27 protein-coding genes are annotated in these 24,445 nt (G+C 68.6%); 6 read left to right on the plus strand and 21 right to left on the minus strand.

The annotated features are described in order from the left end of the window. Positions 1-1,019: 1,019 nt before the first annotated feature. Together HUN07_RS23750 and HUN07_RS23755 are read right to left on the minus strand one after the other, a co-directional pair. Complete coding sequence (locus HUN07_RS23750; protein ID WP_114723263.1) at positions 1,020-1,619, minus strand: hypothetical protein; 600 nt, start codon at positions 1,617-1,619, stop codon at positions 1,020-1,022. 78 nt (positions 1,620-1,697) lie between these two features. After that, positions 1,698-2,096 carry a carbonic anhydrase gene (locus tag HUN07_RS23755; RefSeq protein WP_114724323.1) on the minus strand — a complete coding sequence of 133 codons (399 nt, stop codon included), beginning with the start codon at positions 2,094-2,096 and terminating at the stop codon, positions 1,698-1,700. Positions 2,097-2,367: 271 nt separating this feature from the next. On the opposite strand from HUN07_RS23755, the gene HUN07_RS23760 reads away from it, so the two are divergent. From HUN07_RS23760 to HUN07_RS23780, 5 genes are all read left to right on the plus strand, one after another. Then, positions 2,368-3,963 carry an ATP-binding cassette domain-containing protein gene (locus tag HUN07_RS23760; protein ID WP_114724324.1) on the plus strand — a complete coding sequence of 532 codons (1,596 nt, stop codon included), beginning with the start codon at positions 2,368-2,370 and terminating at the stop codon, positions 3,961-3,963. Between the two features lie 656 nt (positions 3,964-4,619). Continuing rightward, positions 4,620-5,294, plus strand: coding sequence for an energy-coupling factor ABC transporter permease (locus HUN07_RS23765; RefSeq protein ID WP_114724364.1), 675 nt, complete (start codon positions 4,620-4,622; stop codon positions 5,292-5,294). Next, positions 5,291-5,638: a PDGLE domain-containing protein gene (locus HUN07_RS23770; RefSeq protein WP_114724326.1), complete on the plus strand. Its 348-nt coding sequence runs from the start codon at positions 5,291-5,293 to the stop codon at positions 5,636-5,638. Before HUN07_RS23765 ends, HUN07_RS23770 begins: the two co-directional genes overlap by 4 nt. Position 5,639: 1 nt before the next feature. Next, positions 5,640-6,398, plus strand: coding sequence for a cobalt ECF transporter T component CbiQ (gene cbiQ / locus HUN07_RS23775; RefSeq protein ID WP_174913347.1), 759 nt, complete (start codon positions 5,640-5,642; stop codon positions 6,396-6,398). 1 nt (position 6,399) lies between these two features. Further along, positions 6,400-7,167, plus strand: a complete 768-nt coding sequence (locus HUN07_RS23780) for an energy-coupling factor ABC transporter ATP-binding protein (RefSeq protein ID WP_114724328.1) — start codon at positions 6,400-6,402, stop codon at positions 7,165-7,167. Here HUN07_RS23780 and HUN07_RS23785 read toward each other — a convergent pair. From HUN07_RS23785 to HUN07_RS23870, 19 genes are all read right to left on the minus strand, one after another. Further along, positions 7,139-7,921, minus strand: coding sequence for a DUF6390 family protein (locus HUN07_RS23785; protein ID WP_174913349.1), 783 nt, complete (start codon positions 7,919-7,921; stop codon positions 7,139-7,141). The genes HUN07_RS23780 and HUN07_RS23785 overlap by 29 nt on opposite strands. Further along, positions 7,918-9,048, minus strand: coding sequence for a hydrogenase formation protein HypD (gene hypD / locus HUN07_RS23790; protein ID WP_114724330.1), 1,131 nt, complete (start codon positions 9,046-9,048; stop codon positions 7,918-7,920). The genes HUN07_RS23785 and hypD overlap by 4 nt, the downstream gene beginning before the upstream one ends. 28 nt (positions 9,049-9,076) lie before the next feature. Further along, positions 9,077-9,349, minus strand: coding sequence for a HypC/HybG/HupF family hydrogenase formation chaperone (locus tag HUN07_RS23795; protein WP_174913352.1), 273 nt, complete (start codon positions 9,347-9,349; stop codon positions 9,077-9,079). A 32-nt stretch (positions 9,350-9,381) separates the two neighbouring features. Continuing rightward, a complete protein-coding gene (gene hypE, locus HUN07_RS23800) occupies positions 9,382-10,479 on the minus strand; it encodes a hydrogenase expression/formation protein HypE (RefSeq protein WP_174913355.1) in 1,098 nt (365 codons plus the stop codon). Positions 10,480-10,481: 2 nt separating this feature from the next. After that, the gene (locus tag HUN07_RS23805; RefSeq protein ID WP_174913358.1) at positions 10,482-11,198 is read right to left on the minus strand and encodes a D-sedoheptulose-7-phosphate isomerase; all 717 of its coding nucleotides are present in this window, start codon (positions 11,196-11,198) and stop codon (positions 10,482-10,484) included. Further along, positions 11,195-11,950, minus strand: coding sequence for a hydrogenase assembly protein HupF (locus HUN07_RS23810; protein ID WP_174913361.1), 756 nt, complete (start codon positions 11,948-11,950; stop codon positions 11,195-11,197). The genes HUN07_RS23805 and HUN07_RS23810 overlap by 4 nt, the downstream gene beginning before the upstream one ends. Next, positions 11,947-14,352 carry a carbamoyltransferase HypF gene (gene hypF / locus HUN07_RS23815; protein WP_174913364.1) on the minus strand — a complete coding sequence of 802 codons (2,406 nt, stop codon included), beginning with the start codon at positions 14,350-14,352 and terminating at the stop codon, positions 11,947-11,949. The genes HUN07_RS23810 and hypF overlap by 4 nt, the downstream gene beginning before the upstream one ends. Continuing rightward, a complete protein-coding gene (locus tag HUN07_RS23820; RefSeq protein WP_174913367.1) occupies positions 14,349-14,615 on the minus strand; it encodes a HypC/HybG/HupF family hydrogenase formation chaperone in 267 nt (88 codons plus the stop codon). Before HUN07_RS23820 ends, hypF begins: the two co-directional genes overlap by 4 nt. Before the next feature lie 3 nt (positions 14,616-14,618). Beyond that, a complete protein-coding gene (locus tag HUN07_RS23825; RefSeq protein WP_114724337.1) occupies positions 14,619-15,113 on the minus strand; it encodes a hydrogenase maturation protease in 495 nt (164 codons plus the stop codon). A gap of 4 nt (positions 15,114-15,117) precedes the next feature. After that, positions 15,118-15,237 (minus strand): DUF6893 family small protein, encoded by a 120-nt coding sequence (locus HUN07_RS27665; protein ID WP_397484761.1) that lies wholly within the window; start codon positions 15,235-15,237, stop codon positions 15,118-15,120. After that, positions 15,234-16,682 carry a hypothetical protein gene (locus HUN07_RS23830; RefSeq protein WP_174913370.1) on the minus strand — a complete coding sequence of 483 codons (1,449 nt, stop codon included), beginning with the start codon at positions 16,680-16,682 and terminating at the stop codon, positions 15,234-15,236. The genes HUN07_RS27665 and HUN07_RS23830 overlap by 4 nt, the downstream gene beginning before the upstream one ends. Next, positions 16,679-17,320, minus strand: coding sequence for a DUF6084 family protein (locus tag HUN07_RS23835; protein WP_174913373.1), 642 nt, complete (start codon positions 17,318-17,320; stop codon positions 16,679-16,681). Before HUN07_RS23835 ends, HUN07_RS23830 begins: the two co-directional genes overlap by 4 nt. Next, positions 17,317-17,988, minus strand: a complete 672-nt coding sequence (locus tag HUN07_RS23840; RefSeq protein ID WP_174913376.1) for a DUF5947 family protein — start codon at positions 17,986-17,988, stop codon at positions 17,317-17,319. The genes HUN07_RS23835 and HUN07_RS23840 overlap by 4 nt, the downstream gene beginning before the upstream one ends. Continuing rightward, on the minus strand, positions 17,985-18,917 hold the full coding sequence (locus HUN07_RS23845) for a NifU family protein (RefSeq protein WP_174913379.1): 933 nt from the start codon (positions 18,915-18,917) through the stop codon (positions 17,985-17,987). Before HUN07_RS23845 ends, HUN07_RS23840 begins: the two co-directional genes overlap by 4 nt. A gap of 8 nt (positions 18,918-18,925) precedes the next feature. After that, positions 18,926-20,719, minus strand: a complete 1,794-nt coding sequence (locus tag HUN07_RS23850) for a nickel-dependent hydrogenase large subunit (protein WP_174913382.1) — start codon at positions 20,717-20,719, stop codon at positions 18,926-18,928. A gap of 40 nt (positions 20,720-20,759) precedes the next feature. After that, positions 20,760-21,845, minus strand: coding sequence for a hydrogenase expression protein HypE (locus HUN07_RS23855; RefSeq protein WP_114724365.1), 1,086 nt, complete (start codon positions 21,843-21,845; stop codon positions 20,760-20,762). 117 nt (positions 21,846-21,962) lie between these two features. Beyond that, on the minus strand, positions 21,963-22,778 hold the full coding sequence (hypB, locus tag HUN07_RS23860) for a hydrogenase nickel incorporation protein HypB (RefSeq protein WP_174913385.1): 816 nt from the start codon (positions 22,776-22,778) through the stop codon (positions 21,963-21,965). 3 nt (positions 22,779-22,781) lie between these two features. After that, entirely contained in the window at positions 22,782-23,111 is a 330-nt protein-coding gene (locus HUN07_RS23865; RefSeq protein ID WP_174914986.1) for a hydrogenase maturation nickel metallochaperone HypA/HybF, read from the minus strand. An 84-nt stretch (positions 23,112-23,195) separates the two neighbouring features. Then, on the minus strand, positions 23,196-23,549 hold the full coding sequence (locus tag HUN07_RS23870) for an ArsR/SmtB family transcription factor (protein ID WP_114724344.1): 354 nt from the start codon (positions 23,547-23,549) through the stop codon (positions 23,196-23,198). 54 nt (positions 23,550-23,603) lie between these two features. Here HUN07_RS23870 and HUN07_RS23875 point away from each other — a divergent pair, with 54 nt between their 5' ends. After that, positions 23,604-24,392, plus strand: coding sequence for an alpha/beta fold hydrolase (locus HUN07_RS23875; RefSeq protein ID WP_174913388.1), 789 nt, complete (start codon positions 23,604-23,606; stop codon positions 24,390-24,392). The last annotated feature ends 53 nt before the right edge of the window (positions 24,393-24,445 follow it).

A 24,445-nucleotide genomic window follows, 5' to 3' on the forward strand; every position in this document is an offset into this window, starting at 1 on the left:
ACATCAACACCCACATGCCGGACCATCGCCGAACAGTGCACGACACTTCCGGCACGCAAATGTCAGAAGCCGACAGCACACGACGGTAAAACGCCAGGTGACAGCGCAGTCCACTTCTGAAACTGACAGCCGATCGACTGACTCACCGGAATCCTGCTCGTCCGACTTCCCCGAGGACCCGAACGCACCTGGCCGGCCGGCGGAAGTGATCACCGCGGACGGGTCGGCAACGCGCGGGCGCAGTTGCGCGCCAACCGATCAGACACGTGGTCACCACTCCAGCGTCTGACCGTCCACTCGAACACGGCCGAAGAACCGCTTCTCTATGTCTGACCCGTTGCGGTTGTAGCCGTTCATGATTTCCGCAAGCTCGCCGGCGAGGGCTCGTAGCGCAGCGCTGACGGTCTCGACACCACCTTCGCCGTCCCATCCCCAATCCCTGGGGACGCCACGAATCGTGATGTCGATATTGCATCATGCGGCGTCTCCACAGTGAAGCTGATCCCCCGAGGGGCATCGCCGATTGGATCATTGACAGCGACCTGTTCTGGTGCAGCCGCCGCCGGGAACGTCACTCGCGCAAGCGCAATGTCTTCGCGGATCATGTCTGCGATTCGCGACAGACTGGCATGCCGACCCACCCGATCGTGGCGCGCACCGTATGTACGGTCACCGTAGCCGCACTGGGTGCGTGACTTGTTCAGAACTGCTCGAGCATTCGTTCTGCTGCTGCCCGTTCACTGTCTCCAGTGCGTGGGTGCTCGATCAGAGCTCGCAGGCGCATGATGCGAAGGCTAGCGTTGTCGGCCACCCACGCAGGGTATCGCGCACCTACCTTCGGTGTGCTCAGACCGGATTCCGTGGATCGTATGTGCTTCAACCGCCACCGATCGCAGGCCCGAATGGTGCCCTGTATGACGATCGTTGAACCACGGTCGCCGGGATCGACTCCGGATCGAACGGGTATGGCGAGGCGATCGGGGTGGGGCTCGTGACGTCTCGTCGAGCCCGGGCAGCCGCTAGGGCTGGGGGCTACCGGCCTGCCTGCTGTGCCGGCCGGTCAGCCAGGCTCCCCGGACGAGCATCAGCACGCCCAGAGCGATGCCCCATCCGAGTTCCGAGAGCACGACGCCAACTCCTGACTGGCCGGTGACATCAGTACTGGCGACCGCACTGAACGCGGTCGTGAACCCGGCCGCCGTGCCCGCCGCGGCGGCCAGCCCGCCGGCCACCGCCCAGCGGGAGAGCTGAGCCGAGGCCAGACACAACAGCACCACAGTCACTCCGCAGGCAACCACTTGCCAGGTGGGGAACTGGTTCGGTGCGGGCAGTCCGGGGCCACGGAACTCTCCTCGGTAGTCGGCGGACCAAGTCAACCAGCCCGCACACGACAGGAACCCCAGCACAAACGCCATCAGGCCGGTCGCCCATAGCCCCAACCTGCCACCGCCGGTCTGCATTCCGACCAGATCCCCTCTGCCCGAGGAGTACGCCAGGCCGGCCCGCTCCGACCGCCAAGCGGACCGGATGATGCCCGCACCGAAGATGGTGGGCACACCCACGAAGATGAATTCCATCCAGAGGAACTGCGACCAGGAAAGGTCGAAATCGACTGTCATGGAAGGAGTATGCACGCATACGAACTCCCGATCTCCCTGGCCGGGGCGGACCTCTGGTTTGTTCCGGGTCGGCTCCCGCTAGCGCCAGTCCCCGACCTCGGTGAGCCGCCCGGTGGCGACGTCGAACACGAAGCCGCGCAACGACTCGGTGAGCGTGACGAACGGGCTGCTCGCGACGCGGCGCAACGACTGCCGGACGTCTTCCTCCACGTCCGGGAACGCCTCGGCGGACCAGTTCGGCTTGATGCCGGTCTCGTCCTGAATGGCGCGCTTGAACGCGTCGTCGGTGACGACGCCGCCCGCATTGCGGATCACGTGCGCCTCGCCGTCACCGAGCCCGAGGATCCGGTATACGTCCAGTCGCGCGTCCATGCAGGCGACCACCGCGACGTGCCTGCTCGGCGGCAGCGGCAGCGGGCCGGAAAAGGTCTCGGCGTAGCGCTTGTTGTTCTCGAGGTATTCGTCGGTGACCGTCATCGATGTCTCCCGGGTTCCTGGGGGTCGCATGGGTCGAGTACCCGCACACGAGTTCCATGATCGTCGTGGTCACCGGTCTGCGGAACCCTTCCGCTCCCCGCGAGCGGAATAAATGGGTTGCGCGAGCGTTGAACCGCCCATAACGTGTTCGACGTCGATGTTCCCGTTCGATCGGAGAGAGCCCTTGCTCCTGTAGAGGTGACCCCGCGCCAGAGCGCGGCGTGTGCTGCGGCACACGCCTGCGCACCGCACGCAACCTCTCGGAGTATTCATGGCACATCCTTCCTCGTCCGTCGCCCTGTCCGACCTCACGTTCTCGTGGCCCGACGGCACCCCCGTCCTCGACGGACTCGACGCCGTGTTCGGCTCGGGCCGAACCGGCCTCGTCGGTCTCAACGGTTCCGGCAAGTCGACGCTCCTGAAACTGATCGGCGGACGGTTGCGACCGGACCGTGGTTCCGTCACCGCGCACGGCACCGTCGCGTATCTGGCGCAGGACCTGACACTCGACCCGACTGTTCGGGTGGACGTCGTGCTCGGCATCGCCGACATTCGACAGGCGCTGTCGCGCATCGAATCCGGGGCGGGCACCGAATCCGATTTCGCCACGGTCGGCGACTCGTGGGACATCGAGGAACGCGCCGTGTCGACGCTGCACCGCCTCGGACTGCAGCGCATCGTCACCGGCGTCGGCGATCTCGACCGCACGGTGGGCGAGTTGTCCGGCGGCGAGACCACACTGCTCGGGCTCACCGCGCAACTACTGCTCCAACCGGACGTCCTGCTGCTGGACGAGCCCACCAACAACCTCGACGTGGACAGCCGCGACCTTCTCACCGCCGCGGTCCTCCAGTTCCCCGGCACCGTGCTGACCGTCAGCCACGACCGCGGCCTGCTCGAGACGATGGACTCGATCGCCGAACTGCGGGACGGTCGAATTCGCTTGTTCGGCGGCAACTTCAGCGACTACCAGACGGCCGTCGAGGCCGAGCAGGAAGCCGCCCGCGCTGCACTGCGCGACGCCCGCAGCGACGTCCGGAAGCAGGGACGCGAACTCGTCGAGGCGCAGATCAAGCTCGACCGTCGAGCGCGGTACGGCAAGAAGATGTCCGAGAACAAGAGGGAACCGAAGATCGTGATGGGCCTGCGCAAGCGCGCAGCGCAGGAGTCGGCCGGCAAGCTGCGGGGCAATCACATCGAGAAGCTCGACGACGCCAAACGGATTCTCGCCGATGCGCAGGACCGGGTGCGGGACGATCGCGAGATCCGCGTCGATCTGCCCGACACCGAAGTGTTTCCGGGACAGCAGGTGATCGAGCTGACCGGCACGCGCCTGCGTTCCGGTCAGTCAGTCGACCTCACCGTCACCGGTCCCGAGCGGATCGCGTTGACCGGACCGAACGGGATCGGCAAGACCACGGCGCTGCAGGAGATCGCGCGGAGCGGCACGAAGGTTCCGTTCGCGCTACTCCCCCAGCGTCTCGACATCTTCGACGACGAGAAGTCGGTGGCCGCGAATGTTGCCGCCGCCGCCCCACACGCGTCGGCCGAACAAGTCCGCGGCAGTCTGGCGCGATTCCTGTTCCGGGGAGCCGAATCCGACGCGGCGGTCGCGACGCTGTCGGGCGGCGAGCGGTTGCGCGCCGCGCTCGCGATGCTCCTCGCGGCCGATCCCCCGCCGCGGTTGCTGATCCTCGACGAGCCCACCAACAATCTGGACCTGCCGAGCCTTGCCCACCTGGTGCAGGCGATCAACGGGTTCCGCGGGGCGCTGATCGTCGTCAGCCACGATCGGCAGTTCCTCGACGACATCGGTATCACGCGCCGGCTCGAACTGGACGATTCAGGCCTACGGGAAATCGACTGACCCACGAATTGCACGCTGAGCCGGGAGTGACAATTCTCTCCATCTGCGGGCCGATTTCGCCGGCGCTGCCACGAGCGGCCAAGGCGTACCAGTGCCGAAAGACCCCAATGGACTCGGCCGCGTCGAGTCCTGAGAAGAACAGACCATTTTCGTTGAATTTACTGTCGTCAACGAATACGAAAGCGGGTCGGTGGGCCACCCGAATTCCATTAGCATCGAATCCGGCGCAGCGCGACAAAACCCCTTCCAACCAGCACGATCCCATCGAACACGTGCGAAAGCCCCAATGAACAGTCTCGATCACCTCGACCCGCAACTCGACCTGATCGATTCGCGGTCCGACGAAACCGATATTCGACGGCCCGCCCGCCCCTCCAGGCGGATCCCGCTGATTCTCTGCGCGGTCCTCTTCACGATCGGCCCGACCGTCCTCGCCCTTGCCATCGGAGTGAGAGTGGCCGAGTCCCTCAGAATCCTGGTCCTGACCGCGACAACGTTGGGATGCGCATACGTCCTCCTGCGCCCCCGATAGATCGTTGGCAGACACCGGAACCGGACGATTCCGGAAAGCCTGTTCAACTGTTCAGATGACTCGATAGACTGCGGGTACCGATCCCCGGCCCCAGGAGGGCACCGTGGTCATCGAATACTCCGCAATGCACATGAGCGACGGCATCCTCGACGCTCCCACGTCGGCCCTGTTCTGGGCTGTCGCGGCCGTGGGTGTCGGCATCGCGATCTGGCGCGCGCGAACCGAATTGGACGAGCGGACCGCCCCGATGGCGGGACTGGTCGCGGCATTCATCTTCGCGGTGCAGATGATCAATTTCCCGATCCTGCCGGGAGTCAGCGGCCACCTGCTGGGGGGCGGTCTCGCGGCGATCCTGGTGGGGCCGTACACCGGCGCACTGTGCATCACGATCGTGCTGACCGTGCAGGCGCTCCTGTTCGCCGACGGCGGTCTCACCGCACTCGGCGCGAACATCACGAACATGGCGCTCGTCGGGACGGCGGTCGGGTACACCGTGGCCGTCGCGTTGCGGCCCTTGCTGGTTCGAGGCGGCGATGCCGGGATCGGCATCCTCGCGTTCTTCTCGGCCTGGTGTGCAACGGTTCTCGCAGCATCGATGTTCGTGGTGGAGTACGCGATCGGCGGCGCCGCCGTGACGTCGCTGCACACCGTCGCCGCGTACATGTTCGGCACCCACGCGCTGATCGGGGTCGGCGAGGGGATCATCACCGCGTTCACGGTCGTTGCGGTCGCCCGCGCCCGCCCGGACCTGGTGTACCTGCTGCGCGCGCGGCCGGTGCGGGCGGCGGTGACGCCATGACCAGGACCGTCCGCACCCGCTCGTGGTTCCTGGTCGGCTTCGCGGTCGCAGCACTGCTGATCGCGGGCGTGCTCTCGTACTTCGCCAGTTCCAGCCCCGACGGCCTGGACGCGACCACGCAGCGCGGGTGCGAGGTGGTCGAGACCGATGGCGCCGAGCAGTTGGTGGGCGACTGCATCGCGCAGAACGCCACCGATCACCACCTGTCCTCGTCGCCGCTGGCCGACTACTCGATCCGCGGCAACTCCGCGCTCACCGGCGTGGCCGGGATACTCGGGGTGGTGGCCGTGTTCGTGGCGGCCGGATTGCTGTTCCGCGTCCTCGCCCGCCGCCGGGGGCCGTGACGTGTCGGGTTCGCACACCCACCCGCTCTATCTCGAGGGCGCATCCCCGGTACACCGACTGCCCGCCGAGGTGAAGATTCTCGCCGCGTTCGTCGGGGTGTTCGCGATCGTCGCCACACCACGCGAGGCGGTGTGGGCGTTCGCGCTGTACCTCGCGATCCTCGTGGTGGTCTGGTGTATCGCGGGCATCGGATTGCGTTGGCTGGCACCCCGGATGCTCATCGAACTGCCGTTCGTCGTCCTCGCGGTGCTCCTGCCGTTCGCCGAGTCCGGTGACCGGATCACCGTCGTCGGGCTGTCTCTGTCGGTCCCGGGGCTTCTCGCGGCGTGGAACATTCTGGTCAAGGGCACCCTCGGCGTGCTGGTGTCGCTGACGCTGGCGGCCACGACCCCCGTCCGCGCACTGCCGGCCGGGCTGTCCCGGCTGCACGTGCCCGACATCGTCGTCACGGTCGTGACGCTGATGCTGCGCTACGTCAATATCCTTGCCGGGGAGATCGATCGGATGCGGACCGCGCGGATCGCCCGCGGTGACGACCCCCGCACGCTGCATCAGGTGGGAGCCACCGCCCGTGGCGTCGGCGGAGTCTTCCTGCGCGCCTACGAGCGAGGAGAACGCGTGCACCTGGCGATGGCGTCCCGGGGTTTCACCGGCACGGTGCCGCTGTCGAGCGCGCCCGCCGGCCGGGTGGACTGGTGTGTCGGCCTGGCGCCGACCGTATGCGCGGTGGCGATCGCGACGACTGCATGGATGGTGTGAGATGGCTGCTCCGACAGCGATAGACGTCCGGCAGCTCACCTTCGAGTATCCGGACCGGCGCCGCGCGCTGGACGGCATCGATCTCACGGTCACCGAGGGCGAACGGGTCGCGGTGCTGGGACCGAACGGCGCCGGCAAGACCACCCTGATGCTCCAGCTCAACGGCGTCCTCACCCCCACGGCCGGCAGCGTGCGGATCGGCGGGCTCGAACTGGGCCGCGATACCGTCCGCGAGATCCGACGCCGGGTGGGTGTCGTCTTCCAGGATCCCGACGACCAACTGTTCATGCCCACCGTCGCCGAGGACGTCGCGTTCGGCCCCGCCAACTTCGGGGTCCGCGGCAGCGACCTCGAACACCGGGTGGCCGACGCCCTCGAACAGGTGGGGATGACCGAGCACGCGCAGCGCAGCGCCGGGCACCTCTCCGCCGGGCAGCGCCGCCGGGTCGCCCTCGCCACGGTGCTGGCGTGCCGGCCGGAGGTCCTGGTGCTCGACGAGCCGTCGAGCAACCTCGATCCTGTGGCCCGACGCGAGCTCGCCGAGGTCCTGGGCGGGCTGGACACCACGCTGCTGCTCGTCACGCACGACCTGCCCTACGCGGCGCAGCTGTGCGGGCGGGCCGTCGTACTGGACGACGGGCGCGTGGTCGCCGACGACCGGATAGAGCGGGTCCTCGCCGACGACGCCCTGCTCGCGGCACACCGCCTCGAACTACCGTGGGGCTTCGTGCTTCCGGCGGCTACACCGGGCCCTGGGACGGGGCACTGACGGCCTCGCTCGCGAGCCGCTCGTTGGTCCGCCCCAGCTGCCAGTCGGTCCAGTGCTCCAGGGACGCCGCCTCGTCGGTGTCGAGCCGGTCGCACACCAGGTCCCAGTGCACCGCCACCCGGTCGCCCATCCGCAGGTCCGGTACGAACGAGCCGGCCGGGACGCGTCGGCGCACCGCCCGGTCCTCGAGCGGGCCCAGCATCAGCTTCGTCCCGTCGAACTGCAGTCCCCGCGAACGCACGACGGCGGTGTCCGGCCGCAACTCCAGGACGACGCCGTTGCGGATCCGGCACGAGTCCAGCACGTGCAGCGGCTGCGGCATCCCGGTGCCGAGCAGTCGGGTCCACGGGTACACCCCGAACACGTGGAAGGCGTGGGTGGGCGCGGCCTCGGGCAACAGGTCGTCGGTGAGGTACTTCCAGTAGTGTCCGGCCCGCTCCCCCAACCGGACCAGCAACTCCCGGCCGAACCGTTCCCGGTCCACGGCGGCAGTCAGTTCGTTGCCGGTCCAGTAGCCGCGCACCACCCTCTCGTCGAGCGGGTCGTCCATCCCCGCCAGCTCGGCGAGCAACTGCTGGTACGGCCACGCACCACTGAACTGCCGGGCCGCGGCACCGACGTCGACGCCCGATCCGGTCCCGCACGCCACCGCCTCGAGGCCCACGGCGCCGGCCGGACCGCAGTAGCCCAGCGCGTTCGGCGCATAGGCGTACCGCGCGAACAGGATCCGTCCGGAATCGATGCCGGTGGTCACTCCGGTCTCCGCCCCACCAGCAGCGCCGTCTCGCGGTGCAGCCTGCCGAAGTTGTAGTACGCCGCACACGCGCCCTCCGGCGACACCATGCACGTGCCGATCGGGGTCTCCGGTGTGCACGCGGTACCGAACACCTTGCACTCCCACGGCTTGATGACACCCTTGAGGACCTCTCCGCACTGGCAGGCCTTGGGATCGGCCACCCGCACGCCCGGCATCGAGAACCGTTCCTCCGCATCGAATTCGGCGTAGTCGGGGTGGATCTTCAGGGCGCTCTGCGAGATGAATCCCAGCCCCCGCCACTCGAAGTGCGGTCGCAGCGCGAACGTCTCGCTCATCAGCTTCAGCGCCTGCGTGTTCCCCTCCGGGCGCACCACACGGATGTACTGGTTCTCCACCTCGCAGCGACCGTCCCGGATCTGCTGCAGCAGCATGCAGACCGACGCCAGGATGTCGAGGGGTTCGAACCCGGCCACCACCATCGGCTTGCCGTACACCTCGGGGACGAACCGGTAGGGCCGCAGGCCCACCACCGTCGACACGTGTCCCGGGCCGAGGAACCCGGACAGTCGCAGATCCGGCGACTCGAGGATCGCCTTGATCGGAGGCACGATCGTCACGTGGTTGCAGAAGATGCTGAAGTTGGTCACCCCCATCTGCCGGGCCCGCACCAGGGTCACCGCGGTGGACGGTGCGGTGGTCTCGAATCCGACCGCGAAGAACACCACCTGCTTGTCCGGGTTGTCGACGGCGATCTTGAGGGCGTCGAGCGGTGAGTACACGAACCGCACGTCGGCACCGCGGGCCTTGGCCTCGATCAGGTTGCCGTGCGATCCCGGCACCCGCATCATGTCGCCGAAGGTCGTGAAGATGACGTCCGGCTGCTCCGCGAGGTACATCGCGTCGTCGACGCGGCCCATCGGGATCACGCACACCGGGCAGCCGGGTCCGTGCACCAGTTCCACGGACTGCGGGAGCAGGTGCTCGATGCCGTGCCGGTAGATGGTGTGGGTGTGGCCGCCGCACACCTCCATGAACTTGAACTCGTCGTCGCCGGCGAGTTCGGTGATGGACCGGACCAGCGCGCGAGCAGCCGCCGGGTCGCGGAATTCGTCCACGAATTTCATGCTGCAACCTCCTCGTACCGGTGCCGCTTCAGTTGATGCGCGACGAGTTGAAGGCGTCGATCTCGTTGACGTAGTCGGCGCCCATCTTCTGGACCTGGTCGAGCGTGAGCGCGGCCTCGGCCTCGTCGATCTTCGCCATCGCGAAACCCACGTGGACCAGCACCCAGTCGCCCACCATCAGTCCGTCGTCGGCCAGCAGTCGCACACTGATCGTCCGTTGGACACCGCTGACATCGACCTTCGCGAGGTGTTGCTCGGTGTCCACCATCTGCACCACCTGGCCCGGGATACCCAGACACATGATCGTTTCCTCCTCTCGAACCGCTCGTCCGCTCAACAGATGCGGGGCAACGGATCTCCCACCAGCATGTCCACGATCCGACTGCCGCCGAACGCCGTCCGCAGCGCGACGATGCCCTCGGGCTCGGCGAGCACCTCCCCGACGACGGCGGCGTTCTCGCCACCCGGACAACTGCGCAGCGCCGTGACCGCTGCCTCCGTCTCGGCTTCCGCGACCACCGCCACGAACTTGCCCTCGTTCGCGACGTACAGCGGATCGATGCCGAGCAGGTCGCACGCGCCCAGGACCTGCGGCTGCACCGGCAGCGCCTCCTCGTCGAGGACGACGGCGAACCCGGTGGACTGGGCCAGCTCGTTGCACACCGTGCCGACGCCGCCACGCGTCGCGTCGCGCATCCATCGGGTCGACGGGGCCGCCTCGAGCAGCGCGTGCACCAGACCGTTGACCGGGGCGGTGTCGGAACGGATGTCGGCCTCGATCGCGAGTTCGCCGCGGGCCAGCATCACCGCCATGCCGTGCTCGCCCATGGTGCCGGAGATCAGCAACCGGTCCCCGGGACGGACGTACTCCGGCCCCAGCTTCCGGTCGACGGGCAGTGAGCCGACGCCGGCGGTACAGATGTAAACGCCGTCCGCCGCACCCTTGCCGACCACCTTGGTGTCCCCGGTGACCACGTGGACACCGGCCTGCGCCGCCGAATCGGCGATGTCCCGGACGATCTCGCGCAGCAGCGCGATGGGGAAGCCCTCCTCGATGACGAACGCCGCCGACAGCCACAGCGGCCGGGCACCCGAGACCGCGAGGTCGTTGACGGTGCCGTGGACGGCGAGGTTGCCGATCGATCCTCCCGGGAACTGCAACGGCTGCACCACGAACGAGTCCGTGGAGAACGCGATCCGCTCCCCCGCGGGGAGGGTGAGGGCGGCCGCGTCCCCCAACTGCTCGAGCTGGGGATTGCGCAGCGCCTCGACGAACACCGAGTCCACCAGCGCGGCGGACGATTTCCCGCCTGCTCCGTGCGCCAGCGTCACCACGTCCTCGAGCAGCCGGGGCCGGCGCTTACGGAAGGATGCGATGCGGTCCAGCACCCGGTCCTCACGCTCGGCGGCCGTCGTGGGTTCTGTTGCCATGGCTAACCCTCCTGTCCCGTTGTCGCGGTCGAATGGTCGTGTGACGTGTGTTGCCGTGCCATGTGTTCCTGGGCCGCCGACCACAGCCGGTAGCCGACGAGGGCGTGGCTCTCCTGGATGCGGTGGATGCTCTGCGACCGGATGGTGAAGCAGTAGTCCAGGTCGTCGCTGACGGCCATGCGGCCGCCGTCGTGCCCGGCGAAACCGATCGTGAGGAGCCCGCGCCGCCGCGCCTCCGCGAGGGCGATCATCAGGTCGTCCGAGTTGCCGGACGTCGACAACGCGATCGCCATGTCCTGCGAGCGGGCGTGCGCGATGATCTGCCGCGAGAAGATCAGATCGAACCCGACATCGTTGCCGAGCGCGGTGACCACCGCCTGGTCCGCGGCCAGCGACCACGCCGCGACGGGCCGCCCCAGGGCCGGTCGGCTGAAGAGCGACGCGAGCGTGGCGGCGTCCGTGGAACTCCCGCCGTTGCCGAAGGTGTAGAGCCGACCGCCGTCGGCGAACCGCTCGGCCATCCGGGCACCGGCCTCCCGGATCTGCTCGCCCCATTCGGAGATCGAGTCCCGCTGCAGCCGGGCACTTTCCGCGGCCTTGCCCCGGGCCGATGCGGCGAGGTCGTCCAGTAGCGCGTCGGCGCCCTCCTCGTGGGCGTCGATGAAGGGGTACAGGAAGTCCGTGCCCTGCGAGCCGGATTCCGGTGTCGTGCCGGTCATGACCGCGCCTCCTCGTCGGGATGTACCCGGGTGATCGCCGCGCCGCCGTGGATCAGCAGCAGATCCCGTTCGGCGACGTCACCGATCAACGTTGCGTCCACCCGCTCCTCCCCCGCCGCGGTGCGAACGAGTACCTCGTCGAACGAATTCACCGGTACCATCACCACTTCCGCGAGCCTGCCCTCGTCGCTGCACGTGACGCACACGTCGTCGGCACAGTCGGAGGCGTCGGTGCCGTCGGAGGCACGGAGCAGTCCCGGATGCTCGAAGCACACGTGAGTGAGCTCCCACAGCAGGTGGTACATCAGCACGAACCGTCCGGTAGCGGGAACCATCGGGTCGTCGGAGTCCACCCACAGGATGTGGGTGGCCGCGCCTGCGTCGGGTCGTGGTCCCGAGCCGATCCAGATCGTGTCGGTGCCCCACGCCGGAGCGCGGCGCATGATGTCGCGGACCTGCGACTGGTCCGCGGACGCCACCGCGAGGATCACGTCGCCGGGCCGAGCCGCGACGCGGCACTGCGCCACCGGATCCGGTTCCACGAGCGACACCGACGGCAGCGCACGTTTACCCATGATCACCGGGTGCACGAACTCGACCGCCACGTGGTGTGCGTGCGGTTCCCACTGCGGCGAGACCACCCACAACGTCGCGCCGTTCTGGAACCTGCGGGCCAGCGACAGCGCCGCCGACGCCAGATCCGCGGACAGTTCGCGGTCGATCAGTTCGCCCCTGGTGTCGCTCGTTGTCATGGTTGCACCCCATCGATCGCTTCGGTCCTTGTCCGGCGCTCCGCCCCGAGTACCGCGAGCCCCAGCACCGCCTGCCCCAGCGAGAGTCCACCGTCGTTGGGCGGCACCACGTGGTGGGTCAGCACCGTCAGGCCCGCCACCTCCAACCGGCGCCGCAGCAGCGACGTCAGCAGCCGGTTCTGGAACACTCCGCCCGTCAGTCCCACCGTGTCCATTCCTGCCTCCCGCACGAGGGCGACGGCGAGCCCGGCGGTGGCCTCGGCCAGTGCGCGGTGGAATCCGAGCGCCAACTCCGGAACCGGCACTCCTGCACGGAAACCCGTCACGAGCCCATCGAGCAGGTCCCCGAGGAGCAACTGCCCGTCGGCGACCCGCATCTCGATCGGCGCCGGGGTGCGGGCGGTGCGGGCCAGCGCCTCGAGTTCGATCGCGGCCTGCGCCTCGTAGCTGACCCGGTGCCGGACCCCGAGCAACGACGCGACGCCGTCGAACAGCCGACCGACGCTCGTGGTCCGGACGCACCCCCGTCCGGACGCCAATTGGGCGGTGACCACGGCTCGTTCGTTCGCCTGCAGCGCGCGTACGCACGGCAGATCACCCGTGTCCGTCGTGTCGGTGATGTCGATACCGACCTCGTGCAGCAGCGCCAGCGCCACCCGGGCCGGGTTGCGGACCGCGACGTCGCCGCCCGGCAGCGAGAACGACTGCAGGTGCCCCACGCGGTCGGTGTCGAGGAGGTCGGCACCCACCCGGATCAGCTCACCGCCCCACACGGTGCGGTCGCAGCCGTAGCCGGTGCCGTCGAAGGCGATGCCCAGCAAAGGCGATCCGATCAGCCGGTGCTCGGCCGCCAGCGCCGCGACGTGCGCGTGATGGTGCTGGACGGTGCACAGGTCCACGCCGGTCCGGGCACTGAAGTCCTCCGCCCAGCTCCGGGTCGAGTACCCGGGATGGTCGTCGGCCACCACCAGTGCGGGCCGGACGTCGTGCAGCGCCGACAGCAGCGTCACCGTCGCGTCGAAGGCGCGTCGGCTCTCCAGGCTGCCCATGTCGCCGAGATGCCCCGAGCAGAAGGCGAAGTCCTGCCGGGTGAGGCAGAAGGTGTTCTTCACCTCGGCGCCCACGGCCAGCACGGTCGGGCCGGCCCGGTCCAGCAGCACCGGCAGCGGCGCGTAGCCGCGGGACCGCCGGATCGGCGCCGCGTCGCCGTCCACGACCGTCAGCACCGAGTCCTCGCACGGGACCGCGATGTCCCGGTCGTGCATGAGGAAGACGTCGGCGATGCCGCCGAGCCGGTGCCGCGCATCGTCGTTGTCGAAGCACAGCGGCTCGCCGCCGCGGTTGCCGGACGTCATCACCAGCAGCCGCGGCGGCCGGACGTCGCTGCCCGGCACCGGGGCGAACAGCAGGTGGTGCAGCGGCGCGTACGGCAGCAGGACGCCCAGCTCGTCCAGGCCCGGCGCCACCTCCGGCACTCCTGCGGTTCCGGCCGCCTTCCGCAGCAACACGATCGGCCGCGCCGGACTCCGCAGAACCTCGCGCTCGGCGGTGCTCACGGTGCACACCTCCTGCGCCACCGACGGGTCCGCCGCCATCACCGCGAACGGCTTGGCGGGACGGTGCTTGCGCTGTCGCAGTCGGCGCACCGCCCCCGGATTGCCGGCATCGCACACCAGGTGGAAACCACCGATCCCCTTGACCGCGACGATGCCGCCCGCCGCGAGCTCCCGGTGCACCCGCTCGAGCACCGCGTCGTCGCCGTCGATCCGGCAGCCGTCCGTCTCGAGGAAGATCCGCGGTCCGCAGTCCGGGCAGCAGATCGGTTGCGCGTGATACCGGCGGTCGGTGGGGTCGCGGTACTCGCGGGCGCACGGCGGGCACATCGGGAACACCGCCATCGTGGTTGCGGGCCGGTCGTACGGCAGGTCGGTGACGACGGTGAATCGGGGACCGCAGTTGGTGCAGTTCACGAACGGGTGCCGGTACCGACGGTCGGCGGGGTCGGCCATCTCGCGCGCACAGTCCACGCAGATCCCCACGTCGGGCGGGACGAGGGTGCGCGCACCGACGGTGTGCACGCTGGGCACGATCCGGAACTCCCGGGCACCGTCTCCGTGTGCCGGTATCTCCTCGACCGTCACGCCCAGCACCACGGCCAGCGGCGGCGCGTCACATCTGAGGCGCCGCGCGAACTCGGTCAGTGCACCGGACGGACCCTCGGCCTCGACGAACACGGACACCTCGTCGTTGCCGCAGTGCCCGGCGAGGCCGAGGTCCTCGGCGAGGCGCGCGACGAACGGGCGGAACCCCACCCCCTGCACCACCCCGCGCACGGTCAACCGGTGCCGCACCACGGCGGCCCGGCCCGCGACCACCGCAGTGTCGGCGGCCTCGGCCGTCACGGCGGACCGCCGCGGTCGCCCTGCGGTTCCCGGGGGCGCCCCATCAGTTCCAGACCCGCCATCGCCTGCTCGGCACCGGCCTGGTCGACGCGTTCCACCGCGAAACCCATGTGGATCACCACCCAGTCGCCGGGGGCCAGGCTCGCATCGTCGAGCATGCCGATGTTGACCTTGCGTTCGCTGCCCTCCACGTCCACGAGTGCCAGTTGACCGCCGTAGCCCTCGAGCATGCGGACCACCCGCCCCGGGATTCCCAGACACATCGCTCAGCCCTCCACTCCGACACCGGCGCCGAGGTCGGCGAGGACCGCACGAACCACGTCCGCGGCGGCAGGCACCGCCCGCGCGACCGGTGCGGACAAGCCGATCCCCTCGTCGACGTCGCGCACCTGACACCCGACGACGACGGTCCGCGGCAAGGTGCCGCCCAGGGCCGCGAGGCTCGCGAACACCGACGCCGGGTCCATCCCGTGCGCGTCGAGTTGCGGTGCCGTGTCGGGATGCTCGCGGCCCACCTCGAACGCGCGGACCGCGCCGGGCGTACCCCGGTCCGGCACCGCGTCCACCAAGATCAGGCCGTCCCAGCCATCCAGAAGGTCGTACGCCAGGTGCATGCCCCGGATCCCGTAGTCCACCGCGCGCACACCGGCCGGGAGCGGGCCGCCCGCCACCGCCTTCAGCACCGCCGGCCCGAAACCGTCGTCGCCGAGAAAAATGTTGCCGATGCCCGCGAGAAGGACACGCGGCGGGGCGGACGTCATGTCGTCACATCCGACGCATCCGCAGATACCGCTGCATGTCCGGGATCGAGCGCACGGCGATCCACGCACCCGCCGCCGCCACCGCCGCGAACAGCACGGTGGAGAACATTCCTACTGCCCTCATGACTCATTCTCCTCTCGCTCGTTCGCCGAAATGCCCTGCGAATCGAGTGGTTCCACTTCGTCAGGCGCGAAGTACAGGTAGCGGCCGTACCAGTCGTGCAGTTCGGCCGCGGGATCGTCCACGAGCACCACCCCGACGTGTGTTCCGCCGTCCACATCCGCGTGCACGGTCGCCACCCGGGCCACCTGGCCCGCGAAGAACAGGTCCTGCGCGTCGGCGCGCCGCGACGGCCGCAGCCGCACCAGACTCCCCTTCGCGACCCGCACCCCGCCGACGAGGACACCGTCGACGCCGGGCCGAACGGTGGTGTCGGCGGCGGGATCCCACCACGGGACGTCGTCGGGCACCTCGGGAACGAGGCCACCGGGGGTGACGAACGTCGGGGGCTCGGCGAGCCCGGATCCGAAGGCGCGCGGATCGCGGAGCGCACCGTGCAACTGCTGCATCTCGGCGGGCGTCATGCTGTCGCACCGATCGATGATCTGCGCCGCCCGTGGATCGGTCGCGCGGGCCTGCGCCTTCTCCGCGTCGGTCATCGTCATGACGCGCAGGGTGAGGATCTCGTCGATCTCGGTGGCGTCGAACAGGTCTCCGCCGCTCTCCTGCGCCACCTCCGGGTGGTCGTACAGGATGATCGGCGACGCCAGGACGATGTCGCTGGTCCCCGGTGCGAGCGGATCCTGATCGCCCGCGAGCACCGGGTAGCACCGGAACTGGCGGCAGCCGGCCACCGCGTCGGCGAACCTCGCGGGCGGGTCGAGCAGCGACACGAAACGCACACCGCCGGCCGAGAGGACCAGGTGCGCGCCGATGAACGAATGCCGGATCGCGGTGTCCTTGTCCGTCACCCCCGACCGCACCAGGTCGTCCAGCCGCCCGTCGTTCGTGACGTCGACGCCCAGCCGGACCGCGCCGTCCACGTCCACCGCACGCAGATCGACCCTGCCCCGCAACGGGAACCGCTCGCGGACCAGACGTCCCGCGGCGCCGAGCTGTTCGGTGTCGGTTCCGCCCGGCACCCGGATCTCGCTGCCGGCGCCGACGAGCAGTTCGGGCAGCGTGAACGCGCCGAGCGGGATCTCCACCTCCACGGCCTCGTCCCAGTTCACCCACGTCTGCCCGGCCGACACGAGTTCGGGAACGGGCGTGTAGCCGCCCCCCTCTGCCGCCTCTGCTGCCTCGGCCGTGCGGACCTGCAGCTGCAGGAACCGCAGCACCGGCTCGAGCACGACGTCGTCGGATGCTCGGTCCAGCACGCAGTCGACGTGCATCCACGAGTCCTCGCCGATGCCCCGCTCGCCGGCACCGACGGGACCCACTACACCGAACTGCCAGCGCGACTGGTTCTTTCCCGATGTGGACCGATAGGGGTAGAGCAGGTAGCCCTCGTAGAGGACGGCGTCGGCCACCGCCCGCAGCCGCGCCAGATCGCCGACCCCCGTCATGTCGCCACCTCCCCGGCACCGTCGAGCAGTTCGGTCACGGCCTGATCGATCCCGAGCAGGCCCCGGGCCGCCTTGAACCGCGCCAGCGCCGCGATCGTGTCGTGGTCCAGCCGCACCCATCCGTTCGACGGGAAGTTCTGCCGCACCACGTCGCGCCACACCTCGACCGGCATGTCGAACTGCGCCTCGCGATCCCACGGGACCTGCTCCACCGAGAACCCGCCGGCTCCCTTCGTGAAGACAGTGCCGCTGAACAGGAAACTGAGGGGGACCGTGTCACCCTCGAGTGCGTGCAGATACTTCGACGCGGTCACCTCGAAGTCGTACGTGCACGGCATCACCAGTTCGGTCACACATTCACCCGTGAACCCGGGCACCACCGCCGTGGTGTGCAGCCACGGGAAGGTCGACAGCGTCGACCCCCAGCGCTCCCGCGGCCCGAACAGGTCCAGCAGACCCGCCTCCTCGGCGTCCGAATAGCGACGGCGCCGCGGCTCTATCCGGATCTGGCAGCGCAGCACCAGCGCGTGCACGGTCGCGCCCGTGCTCTCGGCGATCCGCACCCGCGCAATCAGGTTGGGGGTCACCGAGAACGGCTCCGGCCCGATCGACAGCACCGAGAAATCCACCGACGTCACGGCGCACCTCCCTCGCCGGCGGCGACACTGCGGCGTTCGATCCGCGCGAAGAAGTCGTCGAGTTCGCGGCGGGCGTCCTGCCCGCCGTCGAAGCCGCGCCAGCAGCGCCGCAGCCGGCCGACCAGTTCGTAGCACGCGTCGATCGGCAGCAGGTGGCACTCGGCGCCACCGGGTCCGGTGGTCGGGACCCGGATCAGCAACGCCTCCACGTCGGCGACCACGGTGCGGAGCGCGGGATTGGCCGCCACCACCGAATCCCAGGCGGCGATCGGCAGATCGGATTCCGTCGCACCGGCGGGTCCGGGGTAGAACGCGACCGTGCGATCCTGCTCGGAGTTGCGGAAGAAGAAGGCCAGGCCCACCGGGATCTCCAGCCCGTCCCATTCGCCCGGCCCCAGCCGGAAGTCCGGGAACGACAGGTACCGGTCGGGCACGGCCCGATACTTCAGCGCCGCATCGGGTTCGGTGAACAGCAGGTAGCACGGACGGCACACGCACATCAGCTGACGTCCGGCCATGTTCACGACGTGCGAGTGCTCGTCGGCGATCGGGGCCGCGCACATCTCGCACCGCTCGCCCACCGGCGCGTCCGGTCTGGTCACCGCGATACGACGCAGCACCCCCAGGGCCGGTCCGGTGGGGGTGCCTGGGCCACGCGGCGCGGTCACCCGGTCACCGCCGTGGGCACGGCCACCGAGAGCACGCCGTCACGCACCAGGACCGGTAGCGGGTCGAGGTGATCGTCCGGCACCTCCACCCCGGCGCCGGCCCGGCGGACGTCGTAGTGGGCGCGACAGCTCGGGCACCGCAGGACCGCATCGTTCACCGGCCCACCGGCGCGGCGCGCCATCGTGGTGCCCGCCATCGAGTTCCCGCACGCGGGGCATCGGTCCCGGTACGCGAAGAGATCGTCGCCCACGCGACAGACGAGCATCGTGAGTCCCCCGACGGTGAACCCGCCGACCTCCCCCGGAGCGAGCTCGGCGAATTCCGGTACCGCCAGCCAGTTTCCGTTCTGCGGAGTGGTCTCACGCACGTGCGAGAGCAGCGAATCGGCGGTGAACACGCCCGGCGTGGGTGCGGTCTCGCGCTCGTCGGTCTCCACCTCGATCGTCGTGGTCTCCGGGGCCGCGGCCTGCACGGCGCCCTCCACCGCGAGCTGTAGCGTCACCGCCGACGACGGACAGCCGTGACAGCTGCCGAGCAGGCGCAGGCGCACGACGCCGTCCGACACATCCACCAGTTCGACGTCGCCGCCGTGCGAACCCAGGTAGGGGCGGACGCTGTCGAGCGCCGTCCGCACCCGTGTCTCGACGTCGTGCGGATGCAGACCGCTCACCAGCAGCACGCTCGACACCAACTCGTCCCGCGCCAGCTCGTCCACCAGCCCGGGGGTGCAGCCGGCGGCGGTCAGGATCCGGTCCAACGCCTCGCCGTACAGGTCCACCACCTCGCGGACGAGCTGCTCGGCCCGTTCACGCGCGACCGGACCTCCCACCGCGGAGGCGTCGAGCAGCGCCTCGATCCGATCGCCGGCTCCCCGCCAGCGATCGGATTCGTGCGGCTGGATCCGTGTCTCGTCGTCTATCGGCCCCATTCCTCACCTCATTCCCCGGTCATGGACTGCGTCGGAGAATGGAGCTTGTCGAGACTCTTCCCGTCGCCGAGGTACATGTGCACACCGCACGGCAGGCAGGGATCGAAGCTGCGCACGGTACGCATGATGTCGATGCCCTTGAAGTCGTCACGGCCGTTCTCCTCGTAGATCGGAAGATCCGTGACCGCGTCCTCGTACGGACCCGGGATCCCTTCGGCATCACGCGGACTCGCGTTCCAGGGCGTGGGCGGGTACGGGTGGTAGTTCGCGATCTTGCCGTCCCGGATCACCATGTGGTGCGACAGCACCCCGCGCACCGCCTCGGTGAAGCCGCAGCCGATGCCCTCGTCGGGCACCTCGAACGACTCCCACGTCTTGGTGCGGCCGGCGTTGATCTCGACGAGCGCCTTGCGCGCGAAGTGCAGGGCCATCGCGGCCGCGTACGCCTGGAAGTAGGTGCGCGCCCGGTTGCGCTCGATCGTGTTGCTCCACTGCGGGATCCGCCACTCGAAGCTGGCCGGGCCCTTCAGCGCCGTCTTCGGGAAGTCGATCTTGACGCTGTGCCCGGTGGCCATGACCTCGTCGGTCTCGACCATCCCGGCCAGCGCGGTGGACCACATCCGGGCCAGGGCACCGCCGCCGGTGTCGAGCGCGAGATTGCTCTTGCCGTCGAACCACCGCGGCGACATCACCCAGCTGTACTTGTCCTCGAGGTCGCGCTTCTGCGGCTTGGGATTGGTGTGCTGGTTCCACGGGTGGCGACGGTCCACGGGATTGCCCAGCGGATCGGTACTGACGAACATCTCCTGGTCGGACCAGTCGTCGTAGTACGACGACCCCAGCATGATGCGGATGCCCAGGTTGATGTCGACGAGGTCCGTCGTCACCAGCTTGTTGTCCACGACCACGCCCGGGGTGACGAACATCTTCCGACCCCAGTCCGTCATGTCCTTGTACGCGAAATTGCACACCTCGGGATCCTGGAAGGCACCCCAGCACCCGAGCATCACCCGACGCTCGCCGACGTGCTCGTAACCCGGCAGCGCCTCGTAGAAGAAGTCGAACAGGTCGTCGTGCATGGGCACGACCTTCTTCATGAACTCGATATAGCGCATCAGGCGCGTGGTGTAGTCGGTGATCAACTGCACCGTCGCGACCGTCCCCACTCCACCGGGATACAGCGTCGACGGGTGGACGTGCCGACCCTCCATGAGGCAGAACATCTCTCGGGTCAGTCGACTGACCTGGAGCGCCTCCCGGTAGAAGTCGCCGGTGAACGGGTTCAGTGCCCGCATGATGTCGGCGATGCTCCGGTAGCCGTGCTCGTCGGCGTGCGGCGCCGGGGTGTTCTCGGCCTGGGCGAGCACACCGGGATTGGTCTCGGACACCATCTTCTCGCAGTAGTCCACCGCGACCAGGTTCTCCTGGAAGATGTTGTGGTCGAACATATACTCCGCGGCCTCGCCGAGATTGGCGATCCACTCCCCCAGATGCGGCGGCTGGACCCCGTACGCCATGTTCTGGGCGTAACACGAGCAGGTCGCGTGATTGTCGCCGCAGATCCCGCAGATCCGGCTGGTGATGAAGTGCGCGTCGCGCGGATCCTTACCCTTCATGAACAGCGAGTAGCCGCGGAAGATCGACGACGTGCTGTGGCACTCGGCGACGGTCTTGTTCTTGAAGTCGACCTTGGTGTAGATCCCGAGACTGCCGACGATGCGGGTGATGGGATCCCAGGCCATCTCGACGAGGCCCTTGTCGTCGGTCGCCCCCTGTTTCGGCTCGGGCACGGTTGAAGTCATCGAGATGCCTCTTTTCCCTCGGCGATCGCGTGTGTTCGCGCTACCAGGTGCGGACGGCCCCCGTCCTGAGCAGGCGCCCTGGCGCGCGCCAATGCGGTTCCTTCTCGAGCGTCCTGCCGGTGACGTTCCGCAGCGTGCGGATCACCGATCCGTACACCTCGGACACCGAACTCGAGAGAATGCCGCCTGGGGGTTCGTCCATGAACGGCATGAACTTGTCCGGGAAGCCCGGCATCGTGCATCCGATGCAGATGCCGCCCACGTTGGGACAGCCACCGATGCCGGCCATCCAACCACGCTTGGGCACATTGCATTTCACGACCGGACCCCAGCATCCGAGCTTGACGATGCATTTGGGTGAGCCGTACTCGGTCGCGAAATCGCCTTGTTCGTAGTAGCCGGCGCGATCACAGCCCTCGTGCACCGTCTGCCCGAACAGCCACTGCGGCCGGAGCTGTTCGTCGAGCGGGATCATCGGTGCCTGCTCGGTCACCTGGTACAGCAGGTAGGTCAGGGTCTCGGACAGGTTGTCCGGCTGGATCGGGCAGCCCGGCACGCACACGATCGGCAGGCCCGCCTTGGACTTCCAGTCCCATCCGAGGTAGTCGGGTACGCCCATCGCCCCGGTCGGATTGCCGGCCATCGCATGGATACCGCCGTAGCAGGCGCACGTGCCGGCCGCGACGATCGCCGTCGCCTTCGGCGCGAGCCGGTCGAGCCACTCGCTCGTCGTGACGGGCTGCCCGGTCTCCGGGTTGTTGCCGAATCCGCACCAGTAGCCCTCGTCGTGCAGGTTCTCGTTCGGGATCGAACCCTCGACGACGAGCACGAACGGCTCCAACTCTCCGCGGTCGGCCTTCCAGAACCATTCGAGGAAGTCGTCGGCGCCGCCCTCGGGCCCGCACTCGAAGTCGATCAACGGCCAGTGCACGGCGATCTTGGGCAGTCCCGGCAGTGCGCCGAAGACGATCTCCTCGACGCTCGGCTGGGTGGCGGCGGTGAGCGCGACGGAGTCACCGTCGCAGCTGAGCCCCGCATTGATCCACAGGATGTGGATGAGCCCCTCGTCCGTCTCGTCGGCCTTGGCGTGCTCTGGCTTCTTCGCAGCTTTGGTCGGTGTCGACATGTCGGCCACTCCCCGGGGCTCACCCGCCCCTGCGTCACCGGAGTCGACCCTCGGCCCACTTGCGTGACGCCCACCACAATTAAGGCGCGGACCGGGAGATATGTCAACGGCAGATGGTCATCCCAGCCGACGCTCGGCGATCCACCGGTACCACCGGTCCATCCCCTCGCCGCTGGTCGCGGACAGATTCACAACCTGCACACCGGGATTCACCGATCTTGCGTTCCGTTCGCACACCGCAGGGTCGAACGAGACATACGGGAGCAGGTCGGTCTTGTTGACGATCACGAGGTCGGCGACCGCGAAGATGTGCGGGTACTTCAACGGCTTGTCGTCGCCCTCCGTCACCGATATTAGGACAACCTTACCTTGCTCGCCAAGGTCGAACAGGGCGGGGCACACCAGATTTCCGACATTCTCCACGAACACCAGCGACTCGTTCGCGGGACGCAGCGTGTCGAGCGCGCCGCGCATCATCTCGGCGTCGAGGTGGCATCCCGAGCCCGTATTCACCTGTACCACAGAACATCCCGTGGCTCGAATGCGTTCGGCGTCGAGCAGTGTCTCCTGATCGCCCTCGATCACCGAGATCGGACCGGTATCCGACAGGTCTCGCACTGTGCGCTCGAGCAGCGTGGTCTTTCCCGAGCCGGGCGAGCTCATCAGATTGAACGCGAGCACCCCGCGCTCGGTGAGCCACGCGCGGTTCTCCTCCGCGAGGACGTCGTTCTTGGCCAGGATCTTCTCTTCGAGCGTGATCGTCTCGGTCCCGGTCGGCTCGTGCGAGTGGCCGTGCCCGTGCGCATGGCCGTGACCGTGTTCGTGTTCGTGTTCGTGTTCGTGCTCGCGAGGGTCCACGCCGGGGACACTGATCCGGGTTCCGGCCGTCCCGCCGGCCTCGTCGACCTTGCCGCAGCCACACGTTGCACACATGGTTCAACCCACTTCCATCGACATGATCCGCAGTTCACGGCCCGAGAGGACCTCGACGTCGGCGCTGCCGCACGGACACAGCAGAACCAGATCGCGTAGGGGGAAGTCCGTGTCACAGCCGCGGCAGTGCGCCAGTCCGGGAGGCTCCTCGATATCGAGGCGGGCGCCCTCGGCGACCGTCCCCTCCGTGACCAGTTCGAAGCAGAACTGCATCGCATCGGGCACCACCGCGCACAGGCAACCGACCTGCAGTCGGATGCTGCGCACGTTGCGGTCGCCGGCGCGCTCGCACACCGCGTCGACGACACTCTGGGTGATCGCCATCTCGTGCATCACGGGTCCCCTCCGGACGGAGGCTGTCCGAAGTCACGATAGGCCGCACCCGCGACCGGCAACAGGGGATTCGGTGAAGCGACGTCAGCTCGCGTCGTGCTCGTGGAAGTGGGTGGCCCCGATGGTGTGCAGCAGCTCGTGCACGGTGTCGTCGACCAGGCGGTAGCGGACGGTGCGGCCGGACCGCTCGGCCGACACCCAGCCCTGTTGCCGCAACAGACGCAGCGCGTGGGACACCGCGGTGCCCGTCATCCCAAGGGCCACCGCGAGATCGGTGACGCAGATGTCGGGGGCGTGGTGCAGGCACAGCAGCAGCCGCAGCCGGTTGGGGTCGGAGAGCAGCTCGAAGCGGTTGGCCCACGCTCCGATGTCCGGCGTCTCGAGCGCCAGCGCCGCGCGGCGGGCGTGATCCGGGTCGATAGCGGGAATCTCGGGCACGGCCTCAGTGTAGGTCTGCTAATCCCGATCGCGACCTAACGTAGAGGGGTGGTCATGCAGCAGGCAGTCAACCCCGTCGACGGTGTCGGGATCGCGTATCGGGTGATCGGCGACGGGCCACCGTTGGTGCTGGCGCACGGCACCGCGCTGTCCAGTGCGATCTGGCGCGCGTTCGGGTACGTCAAGGCCCTGCGCGATCAGTACCAGTTGATCCTGCCGGACATGCGCGGCCACGGCCGCAGCGATACGCCGTACGACGCGGACTCGTACGCGATGGACCTGGTGGTGGGCGACATCGTCGCGGTGCTCGACGCGTTGGGTCACGACCGGGCCCATTACCTGGGCTACTCGTTCGGCGGACGCGTCGGGCTCTCGCTCGCGGTGAGCGCCCCCGAACGCCTGCGCACCCTCACCGTCGGCGGCGGCAGTTCCCGTCCACAGGCCGGTTCGTTCGACAAACTGTTCTTCCCTGGTTGCATCGATGTCCTCGACCACGAGGGCATGACGGCCTTCCTCGACCGGTGGAACGCGTACCGCCCCTGGCCACTCGACGCCGCCACCCGGGCCGCGTTCGACGCCAACGACACCCGCGCCCTGGTCGCGTACCTCCGCCGGTCCGAGACCGAGCCCGGAGTGCCCGACGCGGCACTCGAAACACTCGACCTGCCGACACTGCTGTTCGTCGGGTCGGAGGACCGTCCGCGGCTGTCCGACACGAAGAAGCTGGCGTCGCTCATTCCGGGGTCGCGGCTGGCGGTCATTCCCGGCTTCGACCACGCCACCACGGTCGCGGCGTCCCCCGAGGTCCTGGCGGTCGTGAAGCCATTCCTGGAGGAGCACTGATGGTCAAGGATTTCCGACGGTATCCGTCTGAGATCCTTCACCATCAATGCCTC

Origin of the sequence: Rhodococcus sp. W8901, assembly GCF_013348805.1 — a bacterium.
Taxonomy (GTDB): domain Bacteria; phylum Actinomycetota; class Actinomycetes; order Mycobacteriales; family Mycobacteriaceae; genus Prescottella.